The following is a 19,083-nucleotide window of genomic DNA, read 5'->3' on the forward strand; positions in this document are numbered from 1 at the left end:
ATGGAGCGGGTCACCCGAGCGCTGGGCGGCCGGATCGCCTACGGCGCCGACTACAACCCGGAGCAGTGGCCGGAGGAGGTCTGGGACGAGGACGTACGCCTCATGCAGGAGGCCGGGGTCAACCTGGTCAGCGTGGGGATCTTCTCGTGGGCCCTGCTGGAGCCCGAGCCGGGGATGTACGACTTCGGCTGGCTCGACCGGGTGCTCGACAAGCTCCACGCGGGCGGGATCGCCGTGGACCTGGCGACCGCGACCGCGAGCCCGCCGCCGTGGTTCCTCGAGCGGCACCCGGAGGCCACGCTCGTCGACGAGATCGGCAACCAGCGCGCGTTCGGTGCGCGCCAGGCGTACTGCCCCTCCTCGAACGGCTATCGCGAGGCCGCCACGTCCCTGATCACCGAGCTGGTCAAGCGCTACGACGAGCATCCGGCGGTGGTGATGTGGCACGTCAACAACGAGTACGGCTGTCACAACGACCACTGCTTCTGCGATGCCAGCGCGGTGGCCTTCCGGCGCTGGCTGCGGGACCGCTACGGCGTGATCGAGCAGCTCAACGAGGCCTGGGCGACCGCCTTCTGGAGCCAGCACTACACCGGCTGGGAGCAGATCGGCCCGCCGCGACAGGTCTCCTACGGCAACGTCGCCAACCCCGGCCAGCAGCTCGACTGGTGGCGGTTCTGCTCCGACGAGATCCGCGACCTCTACCGGGTCGAGGCGGCGGCGGTGCGGGCGCACTCCGACAAGCCCCTGACCACCAACTTCATGGGCTTCCGCAAGTCGCTCGACTACCGCAGCTGGGTCGATGTCGGCGACCTCGTCTCCAACGACCACTACCTCATCGCCGCGGACGAGGACCGCACCCACCAGCTCGCGATGACCGCCGACCTGACCCGCTCCTGGGCCCACGGCGAGCCGTGGCTGCTGATGGAGCACTCGACCTCCGCGGTCAACTGGCAGCCGCGCAACATCGCCAAGACCACCGGCGAGATGCGCCGCAACTCCTTCCAGCACGTCGCACGGGGCGCCGACGGAGCACTGTTCTTCCAGTGGCGCGCCTCGCGCGGTGGCGCGGAGAAGTTCCACTCCGCGATGGTTCCGCACGCCGGCACCGAGAGCCGCCTGTGGCGAGACGTCGTACGCCTCGGTGCGGACCTGTCCGCGATCGCGGAGGTCGCCGGCTCCCGGGTCGCGCAAGCAGGCGTCGCGATCTGCTTCGACTGGGAGTCCTGGTGGGCGGCGACGTTCGACTCGCACCCGTCGGTCGACGTCGACCCGATGGCGACCGCGCGGGCCTGGCACAAGGCCTGCTGGACTCGCAACCTCGGTGTCGACATCGTCGGCGTCGCCGACCCGCTCGACGGCTACGAAGTGGTGGTGCTGCCGGTGCAGTACCTGCTCTCCGACGAGGCCGTCGCGCGGTTCACCGCCTTCGTCGAGGCCGGCGGCACCCTGGTCGCCACCTACTTCTCGGGCATCGTCGACGAGCACGACCACATCCGGCTCGGCGGCTATCCGGGCGGGCTGTCCGATCTCCTCGGGGTGCGGATCGAGGAGTTCTGCCCGCTTCCCGAGGGTGACGAGATCCCGCTGACCGCCTACGGCTCCGGCACGATCTGGAGCGAGCGCGGCCGCGCCGTCGGGGCCGATGTGGTGGCTGCGTACGCCACCGGCGACTGCGCCGGCGACCCGGCCGTCACCCGGCGCCGGGTCGGCAAGGGCACGGCCTGGTACGTCGGCACCGAGCTCACCCCCGAGTCGCTCGACACCCTGGCCAACCAGGTCCTCACCACGACCAAGCCGGTCGTCGGGGGCCTCCCCGAGGGCGTCGAGGCGATCCGTCGAGTCGGTGAGCAGGGGACGTACGTCTTCGTCATCAACCACACCCACGAAGCGGTCATCGTGCCCGTCCGGGGCACCGACCTGCTCTCCGGCAACGAGGCCGGCCCGCACGTCGTGCGGGCCGGCCAGGTCGCGGTCATCCGCGAGGGGTGAGCATCAGCGGCTGACAGCCGCCTCGGCGTTGACGATGCCGCTGCCGTAGAAGCCGTTCGGCGCGTCGCCACCCTCACAGGTGTGCGTGCTGGTCCGCGTCGAGCCGTCGGGCAGGTGGCGGACATAGGTGAAGTCCGCCGGGACCGGGCAGGCCTTGTCGGTGGCCGACTTGAGCAGGATCTTCTCGACCTTGGTGGGCGAGAGGGTCTTGCCGGAGCGGTCGCGGCTGCCGTACTCGCCGACGATCAGCGCGGCCACACCAGCAGCGTGCGGGGAGGCCATCGAGGTGCCCTGCAGGTACTGGTAGTAGGAGCACTCGCCGCTGGAGCAGTCCGCGACGGCCCACGGGACCACGACCTCGCCGGTCGCCGGGTCGATCGCGCCCTCGGCCACGGCCAGGTCGTAGGGGTAGGCGGCCAGGATGTTGGCGGCGAAGTCGCGCGTGCCGTCCGCGGTGTCGTACGCATCCCCACCAGGCGCCGCGACGTCGACGAAGCCGTTGCCGTAGCTGGAGTAGTAGGACTTGCGCTCGGACGGGCCGGTGGCGCTGACCGCGATGACCCCGTTGCCCTCGGTGGGCATCGAGACGCACGACTCCGGGTCCAGCAGGTCACGGACGTAGGCGGCCTCGCCGGGCTCGCTGGCGTAGTCGGGGCTGCTCGCGTCGGTCTGCGGCTTGGTGTAGTCGATCGCCTGGTTGCCGGCGGCGGCGATGAGGGTCACGCCGTGGCCGCGGGCGTAGTCGAGGGCACGCTGCATCGCGGTGATGATCGTGACCTGCTCGGCCTGGTCGGCGGCGGAGTCGGCCGGGTGGTTGGTGCAGTTGAACAGCCATGGGTCGACGTAGTAGCTCATGTTGACCACGTCGATGCCGTGGCGGCCGGCGTAGGTCAGTGCGTCGACCGAGGGCTGCAGGAAGAAGTAGCCGGAGTCCTGGCCGGCGCGCAGGTTGACGATGTCGGCCTGCGGGGCGACCCCGGAGATGCCGATGCCGTTGACCGGCGAGGCGATGGTCGAGGCGACGTGGGTGCCGTGGCCGTTCTCGTCGACGTCGGCCGCGTCCTCGCAGGAGGCGTCGGGCTCGTCCTCACACGGACCGTCGACCGGGTCGCCGTTGGCGTCGACCGGGATGTCGGTGGTGAAGTTGCGGCTCAGGTTCGCGTCGAAGTTGGGCGCGATGTCGGGGTGTGACCCGTCGACACCGGTGTCCAGGATGCCGACGCGGACACCCTTGCCGCGCTCGGTCTTGTTGGCATCCCCGGCGTGGATCTGCTTCATGTCCCACTGCAGGCCGGAGAGCGGCTCCTTGCCACCCTTGGGCTTCGGCGTCTTGGGTGCGGTGCCCTTGCCGCCACGGAACTCGGTCTCGACCTTCGACACCTCCTGCTTGCGGGCGTTGCTCGCCCCGTCGGGGGTGTTGGCGCCCACGATCCTGTCCTGGGCCGCGCCGACGAGGGCGCTCGAGGCGTTGGCCGCCTCGGCGAAGTCCTCACCCGCGGTCACCGTCGCGACACCGATGGCACTGTTCTCCGAGACGATCTCGCCCCCGGCGGCCTTCACCGCGGCACGGGCATTGGCGGCCGAGGATCCCTCGGCATATGCCACGACATAGCGGACCTCCTTGTCGGAGGTGGCGGTTCCCGAGTTCGCCATGACGAGGGCGCCGGTGACCCCCAGTGCGACCGCGGTCGCACCTGTCAACAACCTACGCATGCTGTCTCCATTCCGGATTCGGTGGTCGAGATTGTCGGGACCACCGCTGTCATGGCCCTTGTCGGCCCGACAGTGGGCCCAGCATGCCCTAGTCCGCATCCGATGGAACAGGGTTTGGATCCACCATCCACCCAATAATTGGGTTGTGAGTGAGTGCTCACTCATTTACGCTCGTCGACGTGGACGAACGACGTACGCGGGCGAAGCCGATTCCCGCAGCCGACCGGCGCGCAGCGATCATCGCGGCGACCGAGACGCTGCTGATCGAGCACGGCACGGCAACGACCACGCGGCTGATCGCCGAGGCGGCCGGAGTCGCCGAAGGCACGATCTTCAGGCACTTCCGTGACAAGAAGGAGCTCTACCGGGCGGTGGCGGAGAACGTCTTCGACCCGGTCAGGACCGGAGAGTCCATGGCGGACGTCCTCGAGGACAAGGCCGAGATCGAGGACAAGCTCCGGGCCGTGATCGACCTGCTGGCCGCAGGCTCGCAGCGTGGTGTCCTCGTCATGATGGCCGTGCGCTCGGCCGTGATGGAGGAGGCGGACCCCGAGGGCGTACGTCATCCCCACGGCCCGCCGACATTCCTCATCGAGGCCAACAAGGCCCTCGTCGACAACCTGACGAGGCTCGTGTTCGAGCCGCACGTGGACGAGCTGCGGCTGCCGCCGCGCAAGGCGGCGCTGGTGCTGCGCAGCCTCACGATCGGGGCCTGGCTCCCCGGTCTGAACCGAACCAACCAGCCGTTGAGCAGCGAGGACGTCATCGACGTGCTGCTCGGCGGGATTCTAATCGAGCACAGCCTGACCAGAGAGACCCCCTGAATGCTTCTCCGACTGCTGCGGGACTACCTGCTCCCGTACAAGAGATTCCTGGTCGTCATCGCGATCCTGCAGCTCTTCTCGACCTCGGCCTTCATGCTGCTGCCCAGCCTCAACGCCGACATCATCGACCAGGGCGTGGCCGAGGGCGACACCGGCTACATCATGAGGATCGGCGCGATCATGCTCGCCGTGGCGCTGGTGCAGATCCTGTGCTCGATCGCCAGCGTCTACTTCGCCGCCCGCAGCTCGATGAGCTTCGGCCGCGACCTGCGGGCGGCGATCTTCGCGAAGGTCGGCTCCTTCAGCGCCCGCGAGGTCGGCCGCTTCGGCGCCCCGTCGCTGATCACCCGGACGACCAACGACGTCCAGCAGGTCCAGATGCTCGCCGTGCTGACCTGCACGCTCGCGGTGATGGTGCCGATGATGATGGTCGGCGGCGTCGTGATGGCCATCCGGGAGGACGCCGGCCTCGCCTGGCTGCTCGCGGTCGTCATCCCGGTGCTGCTCCTCTCCATGACCGTGGTCGTGCGCGGCATGGTGCCCAACTTCCGCAGGGTGCAGGAGCGCATCGACGCGGTCAACCGCATCCTGCGTGAGCAGATCACCGGCATCCGGGTGATCCGTGCGTTCGTACGCGAGCGTCAGGAGACCGACCGCTTCGCGAAGGCCAACGACGAGCTCACCGACGTCGCGCTGCGGGCCGGGCGCTGGATGTCGACGATGTTCCCGCTGATGATGCTGGTCATCAACGTCGCCAGCGTCGCGGTGATCTGGTTCGGCGGCATCCGGGTCGACGACGGGGTGATGCAGATCGGCCCGCTGACCGCCTTCCTGCAGTACCTGATGCAGATCCTGATGTCGATCATGATGGGCACGTTCATGCTCATGCAGGTGCCGCGCGCGGCCGTCTGCGCCGACCGGATCGCCGAGGTCCTCGACACCGAGACGTCGGTGACCCCGCCGACAGCCGGCGTCACCGAGATCTCCCGGCGCGGGCACGTCGACCTGACCGGCGCCGGCTTCACCTACCCCGGCGCCGACCACCCCGTCCTCCACGACATCACCTTCGAGGCCCGCCCCGGGCAGACCGTCGCGATCATCGGCTCGACCGGAGCCGGCAAGACGACCCTCCTGGGCCTCGTCCCGCGGCTCTTCGACGCGACGGCCGGCGTCGTCCGGGTGGGTGGGATCGACGTACGCGACCTCGACCCGGCCACCCTGCGCAGCTCCCTCGGACTGGTCCCGCAGAAGGCCTTCCTCTTCACCGGCACCGTCCGGTCCAACCTGCTCCACGGCAAGCCGGACGCCACCGACGAGGAGCTCTGGCACGCGCTCGAGGTCGCCCAGGCACGCGACTTCGTGGAGCGGATGGCGCCCGAGGGCGGCACCGGCCTCGACGCCGAGATCGACCAGGGCGGCACCAACGTCTCCGGTGGTCAGCGGCAGCGCCTGGCGATCGCCCGCGCGCTGGTACGTCGCCCTGACATCTACCTCTTCGACGACTCCTTCTCGGCGCTCGACGTCGCCACCGACGCCCGCCTCCGCGCCGCGCTCGCCCCCGAGACCCGCAACGCCACGGTCATCGTGGTCGCCCAGCGTGTCTCCACCATCCGTGACGCCGACAAGATCCTCGTGCTCGAGGACGGCGCCATCGTCGGCGAGGGCACTCACGAGGAGCTGCTCGCCGCCAACGCCACCTACCAGGAGATCGTCTCCTCCCAGCTCAGCGCAGAGGAGGCCGCCGCATGAGCGACCCCAAGACCGGCCAGACCAGCCAGAACGGCCAGAACGGCCAGAACGGCCAGAACGGCCAGATGAAGAAGACCGAGCGGATCGTACGTCCCCAGGGCGGCCCCGGTCCGATGGGCGCGGGCGGCGCGGTGGGGGACAAGGCGATGAACTTCGTCCCCTCGGCCAAGCGGCTGCTGCGCCGGATGGCGCCCTACAAGATCCATGCCTTCGCCACGATCGTCCTGGCTGCGATCAGCGTGACGCTGATGTCGCTCGGTCCGTGGCTGCTGGGCAAGGCGACCAACATCATCTTCGGCGGCGTCTTCTCCCGCGAGCTGCCTGCCGGGGTGACCCGGGAGGAGGCGGTCGAGGGCCTGCGGGCCCAGGGCGACGACAAGCTCGCCGACATGCTCTCCGGGATGGACTACGTCAACCCCGGCCACGGCGTCGACTTCGATGCCCTGCGCAACGCGTTGATGGTCGTGCTCGTCGTCTACCTGGTCGCCTCGATGCTCTCCTTCGCGCAGGGCTGGATCCTCAACTCGGTCGTCCAGGGCACCGTGAAGGGGCTGCGTGAGGACGTCGAGAAGAAGGTGCACAGCGTCCCGCTGTCCTACTTCGACAAGCAGCCGCGAGGCGAGCTGCTCAGCCGGGTCACCAACGACATCGACAACATCAGCCAGACCCTGCAGCAGACCTTCAGCCAGGTGCTGACCGCGCTGTTCACGCTGGTCACGGTGCTGTTCATGATGTTCTGGATCAGCCCGGTGCTGGCCCTGATCGCGCTGCTCGCGGTGCCGGTCTCGCTGGTCGTGACCGGTGCGGTGATGAAGCGGTCACAGGGGCAGTTCGTGGCCCAGTGGCGCAGCACCGGCAAGCTCAACGGTCACATCGAGGAGACCTTCTCCGGGCACGACCTGGTCAAGGTCTTCGGTCGCCAGGAGGAGGTCGAGAAGACCTTCGCCGAGGAGAACGACAAGCTCTTCGCCGCCGCCTTCAAGGCCCAGTTCATCAGCGGGATCCTGATGCCGCTGATGATGTTCGTGGGCAACCTGATGTTCGTGGTGGTCTGCGTGGTCGGGTCGCTCCGCGTCGCCAGCGGCGCGCTGAGCCTGGGCGAGCTGCAGGCCTTCATCCAGTACTCGCGCCAGTTCACCCAGCCCATCACCACCCTCGCCTCGATGATGAACCTGCTCCAGTCGGGCGTCGCCTCGGCCGAGCGGGTCTTCGAGCTCCTCGACGCCGAGGACCAGTCGCCCGACGTCGGAGCAGCCGGGGACGGGTCGCCCGGCGCCGGCGAGGTCCGGTTCGAGCACGTCTCGTTCGCCTACGACAAGGACCGGCCGCTCATCGAGGACCTGTCGCTGGTGGCCCGCCCCGGGCAGACCGTCGCGATCGTCGGACCCACCGGAGCCGGCAAGACCACGCTGGTCAACCTGATCATGAGGTTCTACGAGCTCGACGCCGGCCGGATCAGCCTCGACGGCGTCGACATCGCCTCGATCCCCCGCGCGGACCTGCGAGGGCGCACCGGCATGGTGCTCCAGGACACCTGGCTCTTCGAGGGCACGATCCGCGACAACATCCGCTACGGCCGGCCGTCCGCGACCGAGGAGGAACTCCTCGAGGCGGCGCGGGCGACGTACGTCGACAGGTTCGTGCACTCGCTCCCCGACGGCTACGACACCCTGATCACCGACGAGGGCGGCAACCTCTCGGCGGGCGAGCGGCAGCTGGTCACGATCGCCCGGGCCTTCCTCGCCGAGCCGTCGCTGCTGATCCTCGACGAGGCGACCTCCTCCGTCGACACCCGCACCGAGCTGCTCCTGCAGCACGCCATGGCGGCGCTGCGCTCGGACCGTACGTCCTTCGTGATCGCCCACCGGCTCTCCACGATCCGCGACGCCGACCTGATCCTGGTCATGCGCGACGGCGCGATCGTCGAGCAGGGCGACCACGCCGAGCTGCTCGAGGCAGGTGGGGCGTACGCCGAGCTCTACCAGTCGCAGTTCAGTCACGCGATCGTCGAGGAGGAGCCCGCGACCGCATGAAATAAACCCTTTGAATCCGGGCGGCCTCGACACCTACCGTTGAGGCACACGGGAAAGGAGGTGATCCGATCAGATGAAGAACGATTGGATGCGTGAGGTGGCTGCTCGCTAGCAGCCCTCCAACCAAGGATGGGGAGCTGGCAATCCAACGGCAGCCACCCGACCCGCAGGCGTACCGGACTCATCCACCGGGTCGGCCACCTGGCCCGCCTGCGGGTCGTCCCGTTTTCGAGGGTCGACCACGAGTGGTGACAAGTTGCGTTTAGCAACTAACCCGGCGTACATTGGTTGCCGATGTTCAACCAATTCTTGTGAGAGAGCCGAGTCCCCACTTGTCAGAGTCCACGCAGTCCTCGCAGGCCGTCGCCGCGCCGGAGATGACCCACCGCCAGATCATGGAGGTCCTCTCGGGCCTGCTGATGGCGCTCTTCGTCGCCATGCTGTCCAGCACATCGGTCGCCAACGCCCTGCCGCGGATCGTCACCGACCTCGGCGGCACCCAGGGCGGCTACACCTGGATCGTCGTCTCGAGCATGCTGGCGATGACCGCGACGACGCCGATCTGGGGCAAGCTCGCCGACCTCTACAACAAGAAGGTCCTGGTGCAGGTCGCCCTCGGCCTGTTCATCGTCGGCTCGGCGATCTGTGGCCTGGCCCCGTCGATGCCGGTGATCATCACCGGCCGCGTGATCGCCGGCCTGGGCATGGGCGGCATCGTCGCGCTGATCCAGGTGATCATCGCGACGATCGTCTCCCCGCGTGAGCGCGGCCGCTACTCCGGCTACATCGGCGCGGTCTTCGCGCTGGCCACGGTCATCGGCCCGCTCGTGGGCGGCGTGGTCGTCGACTCCCCGGTCGGCTGGCCCGGCGTCTTCTACGTCGGCGTCCCGTTCGCCGTGGTCGCCTTCATCCTGCTGCAGAAGACCCTGCACGTCCCGCACGTACGCCGCGAGGTCAGCATCGACTACCTCGGTGCGTTCCTGCTGGTCGCCGGTGTCTCGATGCTGCTGATCTGGGTCACCCTGGGCGGTGAGTCCTTCGAGTGGGCCTCGCTGATGTCGTACGCCCTGGTCGCAGGCAGCCTCGTCGTGCTCGCCGTCGCGATCCTGGTTGAGGGCCGGTTCGCCAAGGAGCCGATCATCCCGCTGCGGCTCTTCCGCGACCGCACCATGGTGCTCTCCACGGTCGCCTCGTTCTTCGTGGGTGCGGGAATGTTCGGTGCGACGGTCTACCTGCAGCAGTACTTCCAGACCGCCCGTGGGATGACGCCGACCCACGCCGGCCTGATGTCGATCTGCATGATGCTCGGGCTCTCCGTGGCCGGCATGGTCACCGGACGCCTGATCAGCGCCACCGGGCGCTGGAAGCGCTACCTGCTCTTCGGCGGTGTCATGCTGCCGATCGGGCTCTACCTGCTCAGCACCATCGACGAGCACACCAACCTCGCCCTGGTCGGTGCCTTCATGGCCGTCGTCGGCCTCGGTGTCGGTGCGACCAACCAGAACCTGGTGCTCGCGGTGCAGAACAACCTCGACACCAAGGACATGGGTGCCGGCTCCTCGGTGGTCGCCTTCTTCCGGTCGATGGGCGGCTCGATGGGCATCGCAGCGCTCGGCGCCGTGCTCTCCCACCGGGTCGAGGACGTCATCACCGACGGCATCCCCGAGCTGGTGGCCAGCGGCAAGGTCACCTCCGAGGAGCTGCAGAGTCTGCAGAGCGGCGGGCTCGCCGACCCGGCGAGCATGCCCAGCGCGATGCAGGCCCTCTATGAGCACGCCTTCGCCGTCGCCACCGCCGACCTCTTCCTCGTGGCCATCCCGTGTGCCCTGCTCGCGCTGGTCGCTATCGTGGGCATCAGGGAGGTTCCGCTCAAGACGACCGTCGACGACCTCCCCGACGAGAAGGCCCTCGCCGAGGCCGAGACCGACGCCGAGGGAGCTGTTCGGAGATGACTGACGAGCCCGCCGTGGACGACGGGATCGATGCCCCGCGGGTGGAGTCGCTGATCCGGCTCGAGGCCGAGGTCGGTGTGCTCATGCGGCGGGCGAAGCGGGCGATGCGCGACCGCGGCCGGATGGTCCACCCCGACCTCCCGCCGGGCGGCTACATGGTGCTGACCTGGGTCGCGGAGCACGGCCCGCTGCGCGCCTCCGCCCTCGTCGACGCGCTCGGCATCGACAAGGGTGCGGTCAGCCGGATGGTGCAGGCGATCGTCGACCTCGGTCTGCTCGAGCGCCATCCCGATCCCGAGGACGGCCGGGCCAGCCTGGTCTCGCTGACCGCCGAGGCGCGCGAACGGCTCGACCGGGTGGCCCGGGAGCGTCGCGTACGCTTCAGCGACCGGCTGTCCAACTGGAGTCCCGACGACATAGACCGGCTCAGCGCTATGCTTTCGAGATACAACGAAGCCCTCGAGCGCTAGGGCACCTAGGGGATCACCGTGATGATCTCTCCTGCAGGCCGACGTCGTCCGGGACACACCCTGCTGGGTTCGGTTTTTTTGACTGATTCAAGGATGTAGGATTACCCCGTGAGCGACCTCATCGACACCACCGAGATGTACCTTCGCACCATCTATGAGCTGGTCGAAGAGGGAATCGTTCCGCTGCGCGCCCGCATCGCCGAGCGCCTGCACCAGTCGGGTCCGACGGTCTCCCAGACCGTCGCCCGGATGGAGCGCGACGGTCTGCTCACGGTCGAGGGTGACCGTCACCTGCAGCTCACCGACGAGGGCCTTCGCCTGGCCACTCGGGTGATGCGCAAGCACCGGCTCGCGGAGCGGCTGCTCACCGACGTCATCGGCCTCGACTGGGAGCTCGTCCACGAGGAGGCGTGCCGCTGGGAGCATGTCATGTCGGACACCGTCGAGAAGCGTCTGCTCGACCTGCTCGGCGACCCGACCGAGTCGCCCTACGGCAACCCGATCCCCGGTCTCGACGAGCTCGGTGGCAAGCCGGCCGACGAGGACTTCATGGCCGGCGTCCAGTCGCTCACCGCCGCGGCGGGCTCCGAGCGCGCCACCGTCCTGGTGCGACGTATCTCCGAGGAGATGCAGAAGGACGAGTCGCTGATGAGCGCGCTGCGCCGGGTCGGTGCGATCCCGGACCAGACCGTCGCCATCAAGGCGACCCCCGACGGGGTCCTGCTCGGCTCCGGTGGGGAGACCGCGGAGATCATCCCCGAGGCCGCGGACCATATCTTCGTCAAGGCGCTCTGACCCGCAGATTCACCGCCGGTCGGCTCCACGAGTCGGCATCAGTGTGGCAACCACGCACCCACTTTTGCAACCGTGGGTGAAATTCTCTCGACGTCGGCAGAATTCGGCACATCACTCTGGACCGATTACGTCATCGATGCTTATGTTTGACGTGCGGGGCCTGCTGGAGGCCAGTGATCCATGTGGGCTTCAGCAGTTGTCATGTCGAGACTTGCGGGGGTCTCCGGAGGGGAGAGCTCTATGGAGGTCGTTCATCTGCCCGCTCGCGGTCGCGAGCTGGATGAGACGTTCCGCCCAGTCGCCGTCCACCACACCGACACCGGCCTGACCCGTCACCTCGAGCGTGGCGAGGAGATCGTGCTCACCGACCTCGGTGGGGACTTCCACAGCGCCAAGGTGCTGCTGATCGACGAAGGTCCGGTCTACCACTTCTTCATCGGAGCCAGACTGTCGGTCGACGAGGCCGCCGGCCGCATGGCAGACATGCCGATCCAGTCACGCTCTGCGTGAGGACAGCGCGGTGAGGAACTCGCTGGTCCCCACCTCCAGCTTGTACGTAGCCTCCCCATCGCCCCTGGTGGCACCACGGTTGACGATGACGACCGGGATCCCGGCCTTGGCCGCCCGGCGTACGAACCGATAGCCACTCATCACCGCCAGACTCGAGCCCGCGACGAGCAGCACGCCCTTCCCCTCGTGCCGCTCGCCGCGGAGCTCGGAACCTCCCGGGTCCTTCGCGAGCGCGTCGACCGCATCCATGCACCGGGCGACCCGGTCCTTGGGCACGTTCTCCCCGAAGAAGACGACGTCGGGCTTGAGGATGCCGCCGCAGATCTCGCAGTCGGGAACGACGAAGTCCTGCGTCTCCTCGAGGGCGACGTCACCATCGGGCCGGCTCTCCACGTCCGCGTGCGCCTCGGCCCAGCCGGCGTTGAGCGCCTCCATCCGCACCTGGAGGTCGCGGCGCGGACTCACCGTGCGGCACGACAGACAGATCACGTCGGCCACCCGGCCGTGCAGCGTCACGATCCGGCCGCTCCTGGCCAGCTCCGGCGCCGCCTGCTCGTGGAGCCCGTCGACGTTCTGGGTGATCAGCAGCTCGGGGTCGATCGCGGCCAGCGCGCGGTGGCCGGCGTTCGGCACGGCGCTGCCCATCCGTCGCCAGCCGAGGTGGCTGCGCGCCCAGTAGCGCTGCCGTTCCTGCGGGCCCGAGATGAACTGCTGATAGGTCATCGGCTGGCGTGAGGGGCTGCCCGGGCTGCGGTAGTCGGGGATGCCCGAGTCGGTCGAGACGCCGGCCCCGGTCAGCACCACGAGTCGCCGGTCCTGGAGGAGGGCCAGGGCTGCTGCGTACGAATCGGTGTTGCTCGCCTCCGGGGCGAGGGTCACGATGCGTACCTCGCCTCGGCGCGAGCCTTGCGCTTGGCGGCCTCGACCTCACGGTTCTTCTTCGGGGCGTTGGTGACCAGGTCGTCGAGGAGATGCCGGGTGATGTGGGCGATCTCGGCGACGGCGTGGTCGAAGGCCTCCTGATTGGCGGCCGAGGGCTTGGTGGTGCCGCTCACCTTGCGTACGAACTGCAGGGCGGCAGCGGTGACCTCGTCGTTGGTGGCAGGCGGCTCGAAGTTGTGGAGCGGGCGGATGTTGCGGCACATGCCATCCACGGTACTCGGATCGTCGAGGTGGTTACCGGGAACGACCGGGTGCGTGGGAAGGAGACTGGCCGCGAGGATGCGGGGGCACCGGCCCGCCGTTGGGACCCGGGCCCTTGGCCGGCCTCGCGTTGTCGCCCGGGGGCGCCGGCCGGGGGACGACGCCGTCCTCGAGCAGCTGGCTCGCCATCAGCGCGGCCTGGGTGCGGTGGCTGACGCCGAGCTTCGCGAGGAGCCCGGTGATGTGGTTCTTGACGGTCTTCTCTGCGAGCACCAGCCGGTCGGCGATCTCCCGGTTGGAGATGCCCTCGGCGAGCAGCACCAGGATCCGGCGCTGCTGCGGGGTCAGCTCGGCGACCACCTCGTGCATCCGACGGCGCTCCTCGACGTTGTGCACGACCTTGGCGGCCGCCTCGGGGTCGAAGAGGGTGTGGCCGCTGGCCACGAGGCGTACGCCGGAGACCAGGCTCGTCGCCTCGATCTGCTTGAGCACGTAGCCGGCGGCGCCGGCCATGATCGCCTGGCTCATCACCTCGTCGTCGGCGTCGGTGGCCAGGATCAGGCAGCGGATGTCGCTCTTCATCGCCAGCGCCTCGCGGCACAGCGCGACGCCGGAGGAGTCGGGGAGATGGGCGTCGAGGATGAGTACGTCAGGACGGAGCGTCGCGATCAGCGGGCGTGCCTCGGCGGCGGTGCGCGCCTCGCCGACGACCTCGATGTCCGACTCGCGCCGCAGCACCGTACGCACGCCGACACGCACGACGTCGTGACCGTCGGCCAGCAGAACGCTGATCACCGCGTCGCCCACAGGCTCGTCTCACTCATCTCGTCGTTGGGGATGGTGCCGAAAGAAACCGCTTAAGAGTATCCCTATTGATGCAACATTTGATCACTCAGAGACCCGTGCCGTCTCGGATTTCGTTGCTTCTGGAAAGGTAGCGGCTATGACGACTTCTCGCGATCTCGACATCGTCCTCTTCGGTGCGACCGGGTTCACCGGCGGTCTGGTCGCCGAGTATCTGGCCGCGAATGCGCCCGACGGACTGCGGTGGGCGCTCGCGGGCCGCTCCTTGTCACGTCTGGAGACCGTTCGCGAGGGGCTCGGCTCCGGCGAGGTCGAGCTCATCCAGGCAGACGTGAACGATTCGGCCTCGCTGGCCACGCTGGCGGCTCGTGCGCGCGTCGTGATCAGCACGGTCGGTCCCTACCTCGAGTTCGGGGAGCCCCTGGTCAAGGCCTGCGCGGAGGCCGGCACCGACTACGTCGACCTCACCGGAGAGCCCGAGTTCGTCGACCGGATGTTCGTGATGTACGACGCCACCGCCCGCGCCAACGGCGCCCGGATCGTGCACGCCTGCGGGTTCGACTCGATCCCGCACGACCTCGGCGCCTATTACACGGTGCGCGAGCTCGCCGCCGGTGGCGAGATCACCGGCCCGCTGACGATGAAGGGCGTCGTACGCACCAACGCCACCTTCTCCGGCGGCACCTTCCACTCGGCGCTCGGGCAGATGTCGCGTCCCCGGGAGATGGCGGCCGCCTCGCGCGAGCGCCGGGCGCTCGAGGTGCGGCCGGAGGGACGTACGTCTCGGCCGGCGAAGCCCAGGATCGGCCGTGACAGCGAGCTCGGCTACTGGCTGCTGCCGCTGCCGACCATCGATCCGTTCATCGTCGCCCGCTCCGGCCGGGCCCTGGAGGCGTACGGCCCCGCCTTCACCTACTCGCACTTCGCCGGGACCAAGACGCTGCGGTACGCCGTCGGTGGCGCGCTCGGCGCCGGCGGCCTCGCGTTCGCGATGCAGGTGCCGCCGCTGCGCGCCAAGCTCGGCGAGCGGGTCAAGCAGGGCACCGGACCCTCCGAGGGCCGGCGCGAGAAGTCGTGGTTCACGGTCGACTTCGTCGCCGAGACCGACGGCCGGAAGATCCACACCAAGGTGTCCGGAGGCGACCCCGGCTACACCGAGACGGCGAAGATGCTCGCCGAGTCGGCGCTGTGCCTCGCCTTCGACACGCTTCCCGAGACCTCCGGGTCGGTGACCACCGCGGTCGCCATGGGCGACGCGCTCCTCGAGCGGCTCCAGGCTGCGGGGATCCGCTTCGAGGTGGTTGCGGCCTCCTAGCGCAGGCCGCCCGCGCGCGGGGGTGCCGTGGAGGCGCGCGGGATCAGCGAGGGCATGAGGGTCGTGGTCGTGCCGGGCGGGGTCCCGCCGGGCGAGGCGAGCAGGCGGGCAAGCGCAGCGACGGCGCGTGCGGCGATCTGGTCGAACGGCACGTGGACGGTCGTGAGGGGCACCGGCAACCGAGCCGCCAGCGGGATGTCGTTGTAGCCCACGACCGAGAGCTGGTCCGGAACGCTCAGCCCGGCTGCCCGCGCAGCTGCCAGGACACCCACGGCGGTGTTGTCGTTGACGGCGAACACGGCGGTGGGGCGCGGCGAGGTCGTGAGAATGCGACGGCCGACCTCCTCCCCGGACTCCATCCCGAACGTCGACGGGTGGATGAGGTGGTCGACGTCATCGATGCCGGCCTCGGCCATCGCCCGCCTGAACCCGGCGACACGTCCGACGGCGCTCGACGCGTAGGACGGTCCGGCGACCAGTGCGATCTCGCGGTGGCCTAGGTCCAGGAGGTGGCGAGTGGCCAGGTAGCCGCCGAGCTCGTCGTCGCCGACGACGGCCGGCGTCACGCCGTCGTGCCGCAGGGCGAGGACAAGAGGAACGCCGCGCTCGCGGAGGTCGGTGATCACCGCATCGTCCGGGCGCGCGGTGGTGAGGACGAGCCCGTCGACGTGCTGGTCCAGAAGGCTCTCCACGGCCGACCGCTCGGAGGCCGGGTCGTCGGCGGTCGTCGCCACGATCGCGAACATCTGGCGCTCGGCGGCGGCGGTGGCGATGTTTTCGAAGAGGATGGCCATCACGGTGTCGGTCAGGCGGGGCACGAGCACCCCGATGGTCCCGCTCTGCTGGCGCCGCAGGGCAGAGGCACGGGAGTCCTTGCGGTAACCCAGACGGGCCGCCACCTCGCGTACGCGTTCGGCAGTCTCGTTGCGCGAAGGGGGCAACCGCTCGTCCAGTACGCGGGAGACGGTCGAGGTGCTGACGCCGGCCTCTCGGGCGACGTCGCGGATCGTCGCACGCGCGGATCGTGCCTGGCCTGCTGTATCCGTCATGTGTGTCACCTTCTCGCCGTCGGCGCGAGCATAACCGCTCCGGCGGCGTGGACCTGCGGAGCAGGACGGCCCGGCCGGCAGCTGATGCCGGTCGGGCCGTACGTCCGCCACGGCTCACAAGGTAGAGAGCAGGGTGGTGACGGTGTCGATGAGCTGGTAGCACATGGCGATGATGGTGACGAGCCCGACCGCGGCGAGCACGTTCTGCCACCAGCGGTTGCGCAGACCGCCCATCAGACGGCGGTTGTTCGAGAGAATCACCAGCAGGATGCCGAGCAGCGGGGCGATCAGGACGGTCATCGCCTGCGCGACGATGATCAGCTGCACCGGCGACGTGCCCGCGGCGAGGATGGTGACGGTCGCGCCGAAGGTGAGGACGCCGACGATGCCGACCCGCACCCGGCTGGACGCGATCTGGTTCCCGAGTCCCAGCCCGTCGGCGAGGAGCGTTCCGCCCGCCGTGGCGTTCGCGATCATGGCGGAGAGGGCGGCGCCGAAGAAGCCGAGGGCGAAGATCGTCCGGCCGACCTCGCCGGCGACGGGCTCGAGGACCGCGGAGAACTGCTCGATCGTGGCTCCGGCCGGTCCGCCCTCGCCGGCGAGCGTGGCCGCGGCCGCGGCGATCACGAGTGCGGTCATCATGCCGGGAGCGAGGATCCCGGGGATCGTGTCGGCGATCGTCGTGTCGCGGTAGTCCTCGGGCCGGAGGCCACGTTCGCGGCTGGCGTACCCGGCGTAGAAGGCGGCGTTGAGGGAGAAGTTCGTGCCGACCAGGGCGACGATGAGGAGCCCGACACCGTGCGGCACGGTGGGAACGACCGCACCTTCGGCGACTCCCATCCAGTCCGGCTTCGTGACGATGGCCGTGACGATGAAGGCGGCCGCCATCAGGGCGACGATCGCAAGCACCAGCTTCTCGATCACCTTGTAGGCACTGCGGGTGAAGAGGATCGCGACGACGAGGACGCTGCACGCGATGGTCCAGATGACGGGCTTGCCGCCGAGCACGAGCGAGAGGCCGAGGCCGGTGCCCACCGCGTTGCCGACGGAGAAGCACAGCGTGATGCCGAAGACTCCGAGTCCGGCTGCGACACCCGTGGGCTTTCCGAGCGTCTCCTTGATGGTGGCCACGACGGAGCCGCGTGACGACATACCGATACGGACGCTCATGTCCGCGAAGACGAGCATGAGCACGGTGGAGAGCACGATGACCCAGATGAGGTCGTAGGTGTAGAGGCTTCCGGCCTGGACGGCAGAGACGAGATTGCCGGGCCCGAACTGCCAGGCGCCGACGATGAAGGCGGGGCCCATCAGCTTCAGCATCTGGAGGACGCCCCGCCTGCGAACCGGGGAGGCTGGGTGACGTTCGGCGCTGACGGCGTCGGAGGGTACGGCGGTGGGGTGGGACATGGGGAGGTCCTCTCATCTCGGCACGGCCCCGACGCCAGCGGGGATGTGCGGAAGAATGCTCACGACGCAACGGGCGTCGGGCGGGGACGGCGGCCGACCGTGACAGTCGCCATGATGCCGTCGATGATGCTCCGCGAGAAGCCTCTGTCAGTGGTGACGGGATGCGGAGCGTGGGGCCGCGAGCCGAAGGCGTCGCCGGTCGTACGGTGCGGGGTGGGTGCCGGCCCACGCGGATCGTGGCGGGGCCGGCACCGGTCTCAGATGATGCCCGCGTGCTTGAGCGCGAGCGAGATCTCGCCCTGGGCCTCGGGTGCCAGCGGCAGCAGCGGCGGCCGCACGGCGGCGTGCTCGAGCTTGCCGCGCTCGACGAGGGCCAGCTTGAGCGCGACGGTCCCCTCCATGTGGGAGCCGCGGTGATAGACGTTCTTGGTGACGGGGAGCAGGGTGTCGTGGATGCGGCGCGCCTCGGGATAGTCCTTGGCCTTGCCCGCTGCGATGAACTCGACGAGCAGCTCGGGAGCGATGCCTCCGTAGCCGACCAGCAGGCCGTCGACATCGAAGATCGTGTGCAGCAGGTATTCGTCGTGGCAGCTCAGGATCTGCAGGTCCGGGAGCTCTTGGCGGAGGACAGGGATCTCGGTGTCCCAGCGGCGCATGTTGCGCACCCCGTTCTTGGTGGCGAAGACGCCGGGCTGGGCCCCGATCTCGAGCTGGGTGGCGAGGTCGTAGCTGGCCTTGGTGGCGTCGGGGTACTGGAACAGGATGAGCGGGAGGCCGGACTCCTCGTGCACGATGCGGTAGCGCTCCTGAGGGGCGCCCTTCTGGAACCCGAAGCGCAGCCAGCCGTGCGAGGGGTAGAGGAGGCCGGCACGCGCGCCGGCCTCCATCGCGCGCTTGGCCTCGAGTCCGGCGACCTTGTCGCCCTCGCCGGTGATGCCGGCGATCACCGGTACGTCACCGGCGTTCTCCACGGCGACCTCGATGACCCGCACCTGCTCCTCGGGGGTGAGGTAGGTGCCCTCGCCGGCGTGGCCCAGGTAGACCAGCCCGGTGATGCCGGGGATCGAGGCGTACCAACGGGTGAGCGAGGCGAGGGCGTCGTAGTCGACCTCGAGGTCGCGAGTGAAGGGTGTGACGGGCGCGGGGGTGAGGCCGCGAAGGTCGAGGTTCATGAGCGAGGCTCCTCGTGTCTGGGACGGATGGGAACGTTAGCGGGAACGTTCCCATTCATAGTGTGTGACGGACCTCATATCAGTCAAGGGGCCGAGGAGAACTTTGCTTTGGCGGCTGCCACCGGCCGGCTGAGTCGCCTCGGGAGCCGACC

The 19,083-nt window shown here is 69.1% G+C and carries 16 protein-coding genes; 9 read left to right on the forward strand and 7 right to left on the reverse strand.

Annotated features, from left to right (window positions below; translation table 11 throughout):
• The gene (locus tag ACWZJV_RS17625; RefSeq protein WP_457181962.1) at positions 1-1,992 is read left to right on the forward strand and encodes a beta-galactosidase; all 1,992 of its coding nucleotides are present in this window, start codon (positions 1-3) and stop codon (positions 1,990-1,992) included.
• A gap of 3 nt (positions 1,993-1,995) precedes the next feature.
• On the opposite strand, the gene ACWZJV_RS17630 is transcribed toward ACWZJV_RS17625, so the two are convergent.
• Complete coding sequence (locus ACWZJV_RS17630) at positions 1,996-3,705, reverse strand: S8 family serine peptidase (protein WP_457177493.1); 1,710 nt, start codon at positions 3,703-3,705, stop codon at positions 1,996-1,998.
• A 179-nt stretch (positions 3,706-3,884) separates the two neighbouring features.
• Here ACWZJV_RS17630 and ACWZJV_RS17635 point away from each other — a divergent pair, with 179 nt between their 5' ends.
• The 7 genes from ACWZJV_RS17635 to ACWZJV_RS17665 all read left to right on the forward strand — a co-directional run bounded on the left by ACWZJV_RS17635 (position 3,885) and on the right by ACWZJV_RS17665 (position 12,038).
• A complete protein-coding gene (locus ACWZJV_RS17635) occupies positions 3,885-4,529 on the forward strand; it encodes a TetR/AcrR family transcriptional regulator (protein ID WP_457177495.1) in 645 nt (214 codons plus the stop codon).
• A complete protein-coding gene (locus tag ACWZJV_RS17640; RefSeq protein WP_457177497.1) occupies positions 4,530-6,278 on the forward strand; it encodes an ABC transporter ATP-binding protein in 1,749 nt (582 codons plus the stop codon). It begins immediately after the preceding gene.
• Positions 6,275-8,311 (forward strand): ABC transporter ATP-binding protein, encoded by a 2,037-nt coding sequence (locus ACWZJV_RS17645; RefSeq protein ID WP_457177499.1) that lies wholly within the window; start codon positions 6,275-6,277, stop codon positions 8,309-8,311. Before ACWZJV_RS17640 ends, ACWZJV_RS17645 begins: the two co-directional genes overlap by 4 nt.
• Positions 8,312-8,643: 332 nt before the next feature.
• Complete coding sequence (locus tag ACWZJV_RS17650) at positions 8,644-10,263, forward strand: MDR family MFS transporter (RefSeq protein WP_457177501.1); 1,620 nt, start codon at positions 8,644-8,646, stop codon at positions 10,261-10,263.
• Positions 10,260-10,733, forward strand: coding sequence for a MarR family winged helix-turn-helix transcriptional regulator (locus tag ACWZJV_RS17655; RefSeq protein WP_457177503.1), 474 nt, complete (start codon positions 10,260-10,262; stop codon positions 10,731-10,733). Before ACWZJV_RS17650 ends, ACWZJV_RS17655 begins: the two co-directional genes overlap by 4 nt.
• A gap of 108 nt (positions 10,734-10,841) precedes the next feature.
• A complete protein-coding gene (locus ACWZJV_RS17660; RefSeq protein ID WP_008362800.1) occupies positions 10,842-11,528 on the forward strand; it encodes a metal-dependent transcriptional regulator in 687 nt (228 codons plus the stop codon).
• 240 nt (positions 11,529-11,768) lie between these two features.
• Positions 11,769-12,038, forward strand: coding sequence for a hypothetical protein (locus tag ACWZJV_RS17665; RefSeq protein ID WP_196875654.1), 270 nt, complete (start codon positions 11,769-11,771; stop codon positions 12,036-12,038).
• On the opposite strand, the gene ACWZJV_RS17670 is transcribed toward ACWZJV_RS17665, so the two are convergent.
• The 3 genes from ACWZJV_RS17670 to ACWZJV_RS17680 are packed head-to-tail and all read right to left on the reverse strand — an operon-like array spanning position 12,024 to position 13,976.
• Positions 12,024-12,917 carry a Sir2 family NAD-dependent protein deacetylase gene (locus tag ACWZJV_RS17670; RefSeq protein ID WP_457177506.1) on the reverse strand — a complete coding sequence of 298 codons (894 nt, stop codon included), beginning with the start codon at positions 12,915-12,917 and terminating at the stop codon, positions 12,024-12,026. The two genes, ACWZJV_RS17665 and ACWZJV_RS17670, sit on opposite strands and share 15 nt — an antisense overlap.
• Positions 12,914-13,183 (reverse strand): DUF2277 domain-containing protein, encoded by a 270-nt coding sequence (locus tag ACWZJV_RS17675; RefSeq protein WP_040756919.1) that lies wholly within the window; start codon positions 13,181-13,183, stop codon positions 12,914-12,916. Before ACWZJV_RS17675 ends, ACWZJV_RS17670 begins: the two co-directional genes overlap by 4 nt.
• Before the next feature lie 31 nt (positions 13,184-13,214).
• Entirely contained in the window at positions 13,215-13,976 is a 762-nt protein-coding gene (locus ACWZJV_RS17680; RefSeq protein WP_008362792.1) for a response regulator transcription factor, read from the reverse strand.
• A gap of 148 nt (positions 13,977-14,124) precedes the next feature.
• Between ACWZJV_RS17680 and ACWZJV_RS17685 the strand changes: the two genes are divergently transcribed.
• Positions 14,125-15,300 carry a saccharopine dehydrogenase family protein gene (locus ACWZJV_RS17685; protein WP_196875651.1) on the forward strand — a complete coding sequence of 392 codons (1,176 nt, stop codon included), beginning with the start codon at positions 14,125-14,127 and terminating at the stop codon, positions 15,298-15,300.
• Here ACWZJV_RS17685 and ACWZJV_RS17690 read toward each other — a convergent pair.
• The 3 genes from ACWZJV_RS17690 to ACWZJV_RS17700 form a co-directional block, all read right to left on the reverse strand.
• Positions 15,297-16,349 (reverse strand): LacI family DNA-binding transcriptional regulator, encoded by a 1,053-nt coding sequence (locus ACWZJV_RS17690; protein ID WP_457177508.1) that lies wholly within the window; start codon positions 16,347-16,349, stop codon positions 15,297-15,299. The two genes, ACWZJV_RS17685 and ACWZJV_RS17690, sit on opposite strands and share 4 nt — an antisense overlap.
• A gap of 114 nt (positions 16,350-16,463) precedes the next feature.
• Positions 16,464-17,759, reverse strand: coding sequence for an Nramp family divalent metal transporter (locus tag ACWZJV_RS17695; protein WP_457177510.1), 1,296 nt, complete (start codon positions 17,757-17,759; stop codon positions 16,464-16,466).
• Between the two features lie 257 nt (positions 17,760-18,016).
• Complete coding sequence (locus tag ACWZJV_RS17700; RefSeq protein WP_196875649.1) at positions 18,017-18,931, reverse strand: dihydrodipicolinate synthase family protein; 915 nt, start codon at positions 18,929-18,931, stop codon at positions 18,017-18,019.
• Positions 18,932-19,083: the final 152 nt, after the last annotated feature.

The organism is Nocardioides sp. WG-D5, assembly GCF_054031175.1.

Coding starts and splice junctions, on each gene's coding strand:
- ACWZJV_RS17690 (WP_457177508.1), bottom strand. CDS start 16,349: ATGACGGATACAGCAGGCCAGGCACGATCCGCGCGTGCGACGATCCGC.
- ACWZJV_RS17630 (WP_457177493.1), bottom strand. CDS start 3,705: ATGCGTAGGTTGTTGACAGGTGCGACCGCGGTCGCACTGGGGGTCACC.
- ACWZJV_RS17675 (WP_040756919.1), bottom strand. CDS start 13,183: ATGTGCCGCAACATCCGCCCGCTCCACAACTTCGAGCCGCCTGCCACC.
- ACWZJV_RS17695 (WP_457177510.1), bottom strand. CDS start 17,759: ATGTCCCACCCCACCGCCGTACCCTCCGACGCCGTCAGCGCCGAACGT.
- ACWZJV_RS17685 (WP_196875651.1), top strand. CDS start 14,125: ATGACGACTTCTCGCGATCTCGACATCGTCCTCTTCGGTGCGACCGGG.
- ACWZJV_RS17640 (WP_457177497.1), top strand. CDS start 4,530: ATGCTTCTCCGACTGCTGCGGGACTACCTGCTCCCGTACAAGAGATTC.
- ACWZJV_RS17665 (WP_196875654.1), top strand. CDS start 11,769: ATGGAGGTCGTTCATCTGCCCGCTCGCGGTCGCGAGCTGGATGAGACG.
- ACWZJV_RS17700 (WP_196875649.1), bottom strand. CDS start 18,931: ATGAACCTCGACCTTCGCGGCCTCACCCCCGCGCCCGTCACACCCTTC.
- ACWZJV_RS17625 (WP_457181962.1), top strand. CDS start 1: ATGGAGCGGGTCACCCGAGCGCTGGGCGGCCGGATCGCCTACGGCGCC.
- ACWZJV_RS17645 (WP_457177499.1), top strand. CDS start 6,275: ATGAGCGACCCCAAGACCGGCCAGACCAGCCAGAACGGCCAGAACGGC.
- ACWZJV_RS17655 (WP_457177503.1), top strand. CDS start 10,260: ATGACTGACGAGCCCGCCGTGGACGACGGGATCGATGCCCCGCGGGTG.